This is a genomic window from Aliiroseovarius sp. YM-037, from assembly GCF_048060095.1.
Lineage (GTDB): Bacteria > Pseudomonadota > Alphaproteobacteria > Rhodobacterales > Rhodobacteraceae > JBLUOA01.
Map to the genome: position 1 here is coordinate 56,898 of NZ_JBLUOA010000008.1, position 8,229 is coordinate 65,126.

9 protein-coding genes are annotated in these 8,229 nt (G+C 61.6%); 8 read left to right on the top strand and 1 reads right to left on the bottom strand.

All coding sequences use genetic code 11. The features are described from left to right. Nucleotides 1–148: 148 nt before the first annotated feature. Entirely contained in the window at nucleotides 149–1,351 is a 1,203-nt protein-coding gene (locus ACEWPJ_RS17710) for a Fic family protein (RefSeq protein ID WP_271118310.1), read from the bottom strand. Nucleotides 1,352–1,630: 279 nt separating this feature from the next. Here ACEWPJ_RS17710 and ACEWPJ_RS17715 point away from each other — a divergent pair, with 279 nt between their 5' ends. The 8 genes from ACEWPJ_RS17715 to ACEWPJ_RS17750 all read left to right on the top strand — a co-directional run bounded on the left by ACEWPJ_RS17715 (nucleotide 1,631) and on the right by ACEWPJ_RS17750 (nucleotide 8,070). Next, nucleotides 1,631–2,101, top strand: coding sequence for a hypothetical protein (locus tag ACEWPJ_RS17715; RefSeq protein WP_416514313.1), 471 nt, complete (start codon nucleotides 1,631–1,633; stop codon nucleotides 2,099–2,101). Nucleotides 2,102–2,141: 40 nt separating this feature from the next. Continuing rightward, nucleotides 2,142–3,083 (top strand): ArdC family protein, encoded by a 942-nt coding sequence (locus ACEWPJ_RS17720; protein WP_416514314.1) that lies wholly within the window; start codon nucleotides 2,142–2,144, stop codon nucleotides 3,081–3,083. A gap of 69 nt (nucleotides 3,084–3,152) precedes the next feature. Then, nucleotides 3,153–3,542 carry a DUF3768 domain-containing protein gene (locus ACEWPJ_RS17725; RefSeq protein WP_416514315.1) on the top strand — a complete coding sequence of 130 codons (390 nt, stop codon included), beginning with the start codon at nucleotides 3,153–3,155 and terminating at the stop codon, nucleotides 3,540–3,542. Nucleotides 3,543–3,698: 156 nt separating this feature from the next. Next, the gene (locus tag ACEWPJ_RS17730; protein WP_416514316.1) at nucleotides 3,699–5,681 is read left to right on the top strand and encodes a ParB/RepB/Spo0J family partition protein; all 1,983 of its coding nucleotides are present in this window, start codon (nucleotides 3,699–3,701) and stop codon (nucleotides 5,679–5,681) included. A gap of 72 nt (nucleotides 5,682–5,753) precedes the next feature. Continuing rightward, complete coding sequence (locus ACEWPJ_RS17735) at nucleotides 5,754–6,347, top strand: regulator (protein WP_324782608.1); 594 nt, start codon at nucleotides 5,754–5,756, stop codon at nucleotides 6,345–6,347. Between the two features lie 102 nt (nucleotides 6,348–6,449). Next, the gene (locus ACEWPJ_RS17740) at nucleotides 6,450–7,103 is read left to right on the top strand and encodes a DUF6927 domain-containing protein (protein ID WP_416514317.1); all 654 of its coding nucleotides are present in this window, start codon (nucleotides 6,450–6,452) and stop codon (nucleotides 7,101–7,103) included. A gap of 125 nt (nucleotides 7,104–7,228) precedes the next feature. Then, complete coding sequence (locus tag ACEWPJ_RS17745) at nucleotides 7,229–7,555, top strand: type II toxin-antitoxin system PrlF family antitoxin (RefSeq protein ID WP_005668772.1); 327 nt, start codon at nucleotides 7,229–7,231, stop codon at nucleotides 7,553–7,555. Beyond that, a complete protein-coding gene (locus tag ACEWPJ_RS17750) occupies nucleotides 7,552–8,070 on the top strand; it encodes a type II toxin-antitoxin system YhaV family toxin (protein ID WP_108895353.1) in 519 nt (172 codons plus the stop codon). Before ACEWPJ_RS17745 ends, ACEWPJ_RS17750 begins: the two co-directional genes overlap by 4 nt. Nucleotides 8,071–8,229: the final 159 nt, after the last annotated feature.

The window sequence follows — 8,229 nt, forward strand, 5'->3', positions numbered from 1 at the left end:
CGTAGCGGCGCGTGGTGGTTCTTCAGTTTATCTCAGACCAGCAGATGTCCACCGCGGTGGACAAGTGACACACGAGCAAGCCTTGATGAAAATCTGGCCGCCCATGGAAGAAATCGGCGGCCAGGCATTACACCCTAAATGCCTAAAGTTATTGTGGGAGGTCACCGTCTCCAAAGAGGTTTGGAAAGAGCCGCTCTCGATAATCCAACGGAAACGCCAACCGAACCGGCGTCTTCGGCGAGGCGGACGTCATGTATCCGGCGGCGGTCAGTTTACTCAGCGTGTTGCGAGCAGTACGCTCGGACGTCTTGAGCACAATCTGCGCATCGCCTCGTTCCAGTGCCCCATGCCGAAGAACCGCCGAGATTAGTTCCGGCGCTCGCTTGTCATCGATGGTATCTGCAACAAGACGACGATACCGTTGGTCAAGTCCGCCGAGATCGAACAATCTTGCTGAGAAGGTGATCTGGTCGAGCGTCACCTTTAGGAACCATTCACTAAACGTCTTCAGTGCCGCTTCTGACAGGTTCCCCCGTCCGTCGCGGTCTCCGCGGCGTGGACTGTCGGCCAGATCCATCATCCGTTTGTACTCGCCCCGATCGGTTAGCCCGCGGGCCAGCCCACGTGATACGGACCAGAGCCCTTGGCCACCAATCCCCGCTGTGAGGGCCATGGCATGAGACATCAGTCTGCTGACACGGCCGTTACCATCCGGGAAAGGGTGGATGTAGTTGAGCCGGTGATGTGCAGAGGCGATCGCGATGATCCGTCCGCTCGAAGACCGCGCCGCAATCTGAAATCGTTTGTCGAAATGGTCCATGAATGCCGCGACGCGCGACGATGAAGGAGGTAGGTGGCGCCCGACCGCAACTTCCCGATCATCATCCTGCCGCATGCGTCCCGGAACGATGGGCTCTTGTGTGCCGTCGGGATGTTCGATGACCCGAAACTCTTCCGGCATCTCGTCGTAGAAGCTCTTATGGACCCAAGTCAGGAATTCGACGGATGTGGGGCGGGGCAGGGTGCCCTTGCGATGCATCTCGTCGATGGCCCGTTGAACGATGACGTGCGCCCGGGCCTCAAGGGCGAGGGGACGGGTTTCTTCCTCAAGCTCGGCACCAGCCAGCGCCCTTTCGATGTCGCGGGGGCGCGTGTTGTGTCCTTCGATCAGGTTGGAGTAGTAGCAGTTCATCACACGGACGAGATCGGCAAGTTCGGCTGCGCTGTCAGGATGCAACCCTTGTCCCAGCCCGGTGGCTTCCCTCTGGATGTCGACCGAAAGGTCTGCCAGTTCTGTAGGAATATGCTCCTCGAAGAAGCAGGGTTCGATCCTGGCGGGTGTTTCCAGCATTTTGCCGATCTTCCATGTTTGCAAAGTAATTGAAAAATAAACACATTTCATACTTTCAAGCAAGGTTTTGCCGATATGAGTTGCCGATCTTGAATTGCTGCATGAAATCAATGGCTTCGGCAGAAGGGCCGGGCTTTTCGGTTTTGTTGTGTGCCCAAAGGGGCCGGAAAAAGAGAAAGTGTTCTTCGGGTTTTGTGACTGACGGATGAGGGCCTTTGGGGTCCCTCAGATGGGTCCGGGCCGGATTCCGGTCTGTCTTTCCTGATGAAGGGCATTCCGATGCAAACAGGTGTCTTGCGCGTGCTCCGCGCAACCGCTGCCTCGTGGTGGCGGCATAGAGAGCTGCGCCGAACTGGCCAGACGTTGCTGGCACAGCGGCTCGAACGCCAGACCGTCCTGCGTGATCTCGGCTATCTGAAGCAGGCGGCGTCATTGCCAAACGCGCATGTGATCTGCGGGGAGGGTGGGACATTCCTCCATCTCGGTTGGACCACCGTTTCGACCTTCGCGCCGATCGAGCGCTTTCCCTTGGCCGCCCTCGCGGTCGCACGAGGGACGCCCTTCATCGATATCCGACCCACCAGTGACGTCATCGCCTTCGCTAACTTGCCGTGCGTGGCGCGGGACGGATCGGTCGACCCTGACCCTTGCGGTCCTGGCAGGTCCGTCTCGCTGACCACCTACATCGACATGGTCGAAGCCCTCGGTGCCAGGATCACCAATGATCCGCGGCCCCATCAGTCAGCCTGATCACCACTTACTCTCACCAAAACTCGAAAGGACGCCAGCCATGGCCCGATCCCGCACGCCCAAATTCGATGCCTCCGAGGCCATCACAAACGAAATCATCCGCATCATTGAGCGCGGCGTCCTGCCGTGGCGCAAGCCCTGGACCGCAGGTGGCAGCTCTCGCCCCCTGCGCGTGGGCGGTGAACCCTACCAGGGGGTGAACAACTTCCTGCTGACAATGCGGACCGTGATGGCGGGCCACAGCTCTCCCTTCTGGATGACGCTGCCGCAAGCCAATGCGTTGGACGCAAAGGTCCGCAAGGGCGAGAAGTCCTCAGTCGTCGTTTATTACGGTCAAAGCCGGAAAGACGCGGGCGCAGATGAGCATGACCGCAGCGACGGGGATGATCACTCCGAGGAAGCCCGCATCTTCCGCTTCCAGAAATCCTACCGCGTGTTCAATGCCTGCCAGATCGAGGGCTTGCCCGACAGTTTCTTCCCCGACCCGGAGCCTGCACCCGACCATCCGCCCGCTGAGCCAATTCCCCGGATGCAGACTTTCTTCGATGCGATCGATATCACCACGGTCTTTACGGGAACCGAAGCTTACTACCTGCCCCCCGTCGACAAGGTGTTCATGCCTTCCATTGAGAGGTTCCAGAACCCACGGAATTTCTATGGCGTCTGGGCGCATGAGTTGGCTCATGCCACCAAGGCGCCCCACCGGCTGAACCGTGATTTCGGGTTCTCGAAGTTCGGCAACACCTCTTACGCACGCGAGGAGATCGTCGCGGAACTGACCTCCGTGTTTCTTGGGCAGACGCTTGGCTTCACGGCGCATACGCTCGAGATGAATGCCGCCTACCTCCACAACTGGTTGCGCGTTCTTCGGTCGGACAAGGGTGCGATCTTCCGGCACGCCGCGGATGCGCAGCGTGCCTGCGACTATCTGATCGCCAGATCGGAGACGGGCAGGGCAGGGGAGGGCGCCAAGGCCGCTTGAGCGGATTGGGACCGCAAAAGTGAAAGCTGGCTTTTGGAAGGGTGTTTCAACTTCTCAGAGGAATGCCCTATGTCCATGACCGCACAACCCCAGACAGACCGCCCTGATCCGAGTGTGATTGCAGCGCAGAACGACGCGTTTCGCAAGCTCGCATGCCTCGGGGTGCCGCCCGCGCAGCCCATCCAGGGCCGGATGCATGTCACCCGCTCGCTTATGGAGGCCGGTGACGGCTTCATGGCCGAGGCGGTGACGGCAACCGGTGAGTTTGCCACGTTCGAGCCTGAGAATGACCCCGAGGGATGGCACGATTTCGGGGTAGTCGAGATCCGGGGCGAGACCGTGTTCTGGAAAATCGATCTCTATGAGGCAGATTCGGATTTCCGCTTCGGGGCTGAGACCCCGAACAATCCCGCCACCACCGTCCGCGTGCTGACCATCATGCTGGCGCGCGACTGGTAGAAGGGCAGGGGACGCCTCCCCCTGACATCTCAGACGATGAAGGTCCGCTGCCCCCAAAAAGGCAAAGCGGGCCTTCTGTGGTCGTGATCCCTGAAGCCGGGGATTGGTCACGCGCAAGCGCGCGGGCCGCATCTCACCCACCTGGAAGGATATCCCATGACCACAAGCTTTGCCCCTTTCATCGTTGCCATCGGTGATCTTGTCGCCCACCCCGCCAACGTGCGCAGCAACGCCCCGGAAACCTATGACCCGGAGAACATCGCCCATCTGAAAGCCAGCATCGCCGTTCTGGGCCTGCTGCAGCCGCTCCTCGTCCAGAAGCTTGACGGCAAATATGCCGTGCTGGCCGGTGGCCGGCGCCGTGCCGCGCTGCAGGAGCTGGTCGCGGACAAGGCCGCAAAGGGGTTCACCGCGAAAACCAAGATCGACTGCCGCCTTGTGCCGGATGACTGCGATGTCACCACGGCGCTGTCGCTCGCCGAGAACATTACCCAGGCACCGATGAACGCAATCGACGAGTTCGAGGCTTTCGCCCGGATGATGGAGGTCGATGGCCAGACGCCCGAGACGATCGCCAAGACCTTCGGCGCCACCGTTTCCGCCGTGAAGGGCCGGTTGCGCTATGGCCTTATCCACCCCGACATCCGCGCCGCGGCCCGGGGCAAGGTGATCACGCTCGACACGATGAAGGCCTTCGCCGAGCACCCGAGCCAGGTAGCGCAGCGCGAGGTCTTCGAGGCGCTCACGAAAGACGGCGGCTATCTGCAGGCCTACACGGTCCGTCAGGCGCTCAAATCCCGCGGTGTGCAGGTCAGCGATGATATCGGGGCTTTCGTGCGCGCGGACTACGAGGCCCGCGGCGGCGCCGTCGCGGCTGACCTTCTGGAAGAGCATTCCGTGCTGGAGGATGCAGCGCTGGTCGAAACCATCCTGCTCGAGAAGCTCGGTGCCGCCGCCGAAGAGGCCCGCATAAAGCTGGGCTTTGCCTGGGCCGATGCGATGGTCCGCTATGACTACGCGACCATGGCCGACTACGGCCGCGTTTATCCCGGCCCGATCGAGCCTGATGAGGCTGCGCAAAAGCGCATCGATGAGATCACCGCCGAACTCGAGAAACTGCAGCTCGAGATGGAGGATGAGGGGCTCGAGGACGGTGCCTACAACGCGCTTTACGACCGCGTGGACGCCTTGGAAGAGGAAGCCCGCGACCTGCAGGAGGCCTACAGCGCCGAGGACCTCGCGCGGTCTGGGGTAATCGCGTCCTGGTCGGGCGGGCAGCTGACCCTCCATGTTGGCCTCGTCCGCCCGGAAGACACCGTCAAAAAGGAGGGCGCGCGCGGGGCCTCGGGCAACGCGACGGGGGAGGAGGCACCCGACGCTGGCGAAATCACCTATCCAGCCTCACTGGCTGAGGACCTCAAGACCGAGCGAGCCATGGCGCTTGGGGCCGCGATGGCGCTGCATCCGGAAGCCACGCTCGATCTGACGCTCTTCAAGCTGGTCAGTGACGTTCTGGCCAGCGGCATGAGTGTCACGCAGGCGATCAAGATCGATGCCCGCAAGGAATACCGCAGCCACGCTAAGATGGACGAGATCGACGAGACCTCGCTCGAGCAAGTGGCGGCGGCGCATGATGCGCTTGATCTGTCCTGGCTCGATGACAGCCGCGCGCCCGCCGATCAGTTTGCGGCGTTTCGCGCGTTGAAGGCCGGCGAGAAGGCCAAGCTCGTCGCCTATGCCACCGCCAGCACCACGCAGTCCTGCTTCGCGCGGGACCGATCGCGCGACAGCCTGATGCATGCGTTCGAGATCGAGATCATGCCCGATATCCGCGCCCACTGGACGCCGAACGCGGCGCTCTTCAATCGCTTTAAAAAGGCGTGGCTCCTGAAGATCCTCGGTGAGGATCTGGGTCTCGCCCAGGAGGCGGTGACGCTGGCCTCGTCGAGCAAGAAGGAGATTGTCGCCTTCTGCGACAAGCTCTTCGCCGAGCCTTTCGCCACGCTCACGGACGCGCAGCGCGCTGCCGTGGCCGCCTGGTGCCCGTCAATGATGCAGACCGCCGGTGTCGCCTGTGATGAGGCGGAGCCCACTGCGGACACCACGGAGCCTGACAGCGAGGTCGCGCAAGCGGCCTGACGCATCAAGTGACCCGCGCGGAGCATCCCGAGCGCGGGTCGACCCTTCCAAACCGAACAGAAAGACATCCCCATGGCTATTCTCAAGTTCTCTGCCTCCGCAGTTGCGGCGCAGATCGCCCATGCGCGCGCCTGCAAAACCTTCCTGCCCAACTGGAACGGGCCCGTGGACAGGCCCGCCCTGATCCTCATCGTCGGCAATGGTGTGCATCTGCGCTCGAACGGCATCGATGGCACGACCACCCGCATCGTCTCCACCGAACAGGCCGATCCCTCCTTCGCCTTCGCCGACGGCATGAACCCGTTTCGGGACACCGACTGGATGGCGCAGCGCCGCATGGCGTTTCGCGATCTGATCGGCCAGTTCTATACCGACATCCTGGATGACGTGCAGGTGCTCATCGACCGGGGGCAGGGGACGATCCGGCTCGCCACCGATGGCCACAGCATCCGCGTCTTCGTGCGCCGGGCCTCGGATTATCTCATAGGCGGGACCTACGACGTGCCCTCGGGCCTCGGCGGCACCTTCCGGGTCATCCTCAAGGATGCCTGCGACACCTTCGCGATCGTGCAGAACTGCGGCAATTGCGAGGATTTCGACGCCATGCAGCCCTACCGCGTGCCGCTCGATGCGCTGATGGAAATCGATGACCGGAGGGCGGCGTAACGCGCCCTTTCTCAAACAAGCATCGCCAATACCCTGCCGGGCCTGCGGCCCTCTCGGGACATTGGCGACAACAATTTCCCCAATGAGAGAAAGGACTCTGAGATGGGATGGCTCTTCTACACCGACGGCCGCGTCCAGACCTACGCGGATGAGAAAGCGGAAATCGCCCGGCTCTGCACCTCTCATGGCGACACGCGCAAAACTGAACTGGTCAAGGCCTGCAAGGTCGCCTCCACCTGGTATGCGGCGGCAAGGGTCACCAATCTCGACGGCACTGCTGTCGAAGACGCAACCTATGTGACCGATCCGGATGGCTCCATCACGTTCGGGGCTGTCTTCCTCACCCGATACGATGACGGCTGCTGGGGCTACAAGGACATGGAGGAAAGTGCTGGCCCGAACGAGTCTCGTGCTCCCCTTGGGCTAATCGAGCTCCTCTCCGACCTGAAGGACCCAGAGAGCTATGCCCATGCCTGGCGCCAGCGCTGCCAGGACTGGGCTGCGATCCCGGACTACGAGGAAGGCGACAAGATCAGGCTCGCCACGCCCGTGACGCTCACCGATGGCAGCACCTGCCAGATCGTAACCGCGACCCACTACAGGCGGGGTCGGCAAAAACGCCGCTGCTACCGCATCGAGGAAACCGGCGGGCTCGTGCGCCTGTCGAAAGCCTCGCTTGCGGGCTCGGAGCTACTCAGCTCCGCGAAAGGTGCTGCCAGCCCGGTGCTGGCGGAGTTCCTGGCGAGGCGAAATTAGGTCCTGCGCCGGACGGGTCATCGACCTGCCCGGCGACAGCAGATGCTGCGGCTTGTCTTGACAAGGCAATGCAAATGCATTACCTATCGCAGGCAGCAAAGATCCCTCTCTTTCAGGAGACTGCCATGACAGCCCTCGCACAAGATGTCTCGAAACTCACGGATCGGTATCAGACGACCGTGCCGGCGGGTGTTCGCAAGCAACTCAAGCTGGGCAAGGGCGACCAGATTCGTTACTGCACCGAGCCGAGTGGCAGGGTCTATATCGAGCCCGTGCGCAGCGATGAGGAAGATCCCGTGCTCGGAGCCTTTCTCGATTTTGTCGAGGCCGATATCAAGGCGCATCCGGACCGCATTCGGGCGTTCGATGGGGCTTTGCATGACCGTCTTGCAGCACTGGTCGGAGACGTTGATGTCGATCTCGATGCGCCGCTATCGCTCGAGGATGAATGAGCGGCGATAGCGTGCCCGCCCAAGCGCCCCTTGTCGTGAATGGATGGTCGATTTATGCGCACCCACTCTTTCTGGACCAGCTCGAAGGGCTGGTCGAGGAGGTCGAGGCGCGTAAGGCTCGCGATCCCAAGACCTGGCACAAGAAAAACCCGACGAAACGGCTGGCCGCCATCTTCAAGCTGGTCACCGAGGCCATACCGGCAGATCCGGGTGCCGCCGCCTTCCGGCAAGGCGGCACACTCGGCGATCACCGCAAGCACTGGTTCCGGGCGAAATTCTTCCAGCAGTATCGGCTGTTCTATCGGTTCAACAGCGATGCGAAGGTCATCGTGGTGGCCTGGGTGAACGACGACAAGACCCTGCGCGCCTACGGCAGCAAGACGGATGCCTATGCGACGTTCAAAGGGATGTTGGAAGATGGCAACCCACCTGACAATTTCGACGCGCTCTTGAAAGAAGCTGCAGCGGCGGGCAAGCGGTTCGAAACTTCCCTTGAAGCGGTGCCCGATCGGTAAGTGGGCCAGCTTGCTGTGACCCTTTGGCATTATCGTTTACGACGCCCCGCTGGAAGATGTAGCATCGGCTGATAATACGGTCGGAGAAAGCACAATGATTGAGGCGGAAAAGGATAGGCAGCACCTCGGGCTAGAGGAGCAATGCGCGCCTGACCTGAC